This is a genomic window from Sphingomonas sp. Leaf30 (assembly GCF_001422525.1).
GTDB classification, from domain to species: domain Bacteria; phylum Pseudomonadota; class Alphaproteobacteria; order Sphingomonadales; family Sphingomonadaceae; genus Sphingomonas; species Sphingomonas aerolata.
The window spans coordinates 252,880-253,408 of sequence record NZ_LMKZ01000016.1; the positions used below are offsets into that span (position 1 = coordinate 252,880).

Annotated in this window: 1 protein-coding gene; it reads left to right on the top strand. The window is 67.7% G+C overall.

All coding sequences use genetic code 11. The features are described 5' to 3' along the window. Positions 1–529: MFS transporter (locus ASE89_RS20995; protein ID WP_201781545.1), on the top strand; the 529-nt coding region annotated here is incomplete at both ends.

Below are 529 nucleotides of genomic sequence, written 5' to 3' on the forward strand. Positions count from 1 at the left end.
GGTCGGGCTCGGCGTCGAGCACGTCTTCGGCTGGCGCGCGGCGATGTTCGTGCCGGGAGTGGCGATGGTCGCGATGGCGTTCGTTTATGCACGCTACACGCAGGACACGCCGCAGGGCGACATCGTCGACCTCCGCGCGGCGGGAATCGAGCTCGACGGCGGCAAGGCGACGGGCATGGCGATCTTTCGCCGCGCCGCCGCCAATTACCGCACGTGGATGCTCGCCGCGACGTACGGCGCGTGCTTCGGGGTCGAGATCTTCATCCACAACATCGCGGCGAGTTATTACGTCGACCGGTTCGGGCTTTCATTTACCAACGCGGGGCTGGCGGCCGGAATCTTCGGTGGCCTCGCGCTGTTCGCCCGTGCGCTCGGCGGGATCGCGAGCGACCGGATCGCGCTCAGCAAAGGCCTCGATGGCCGCGCGTTGCTGTTGTTCGCGCTGATGCTCGGCGAAGGCGTCGGGCTGGTGCTGTTCGGTCATGCCGGCAGCGTCACGCTCGCGATCCTGGCGATGACGATGTTCGGG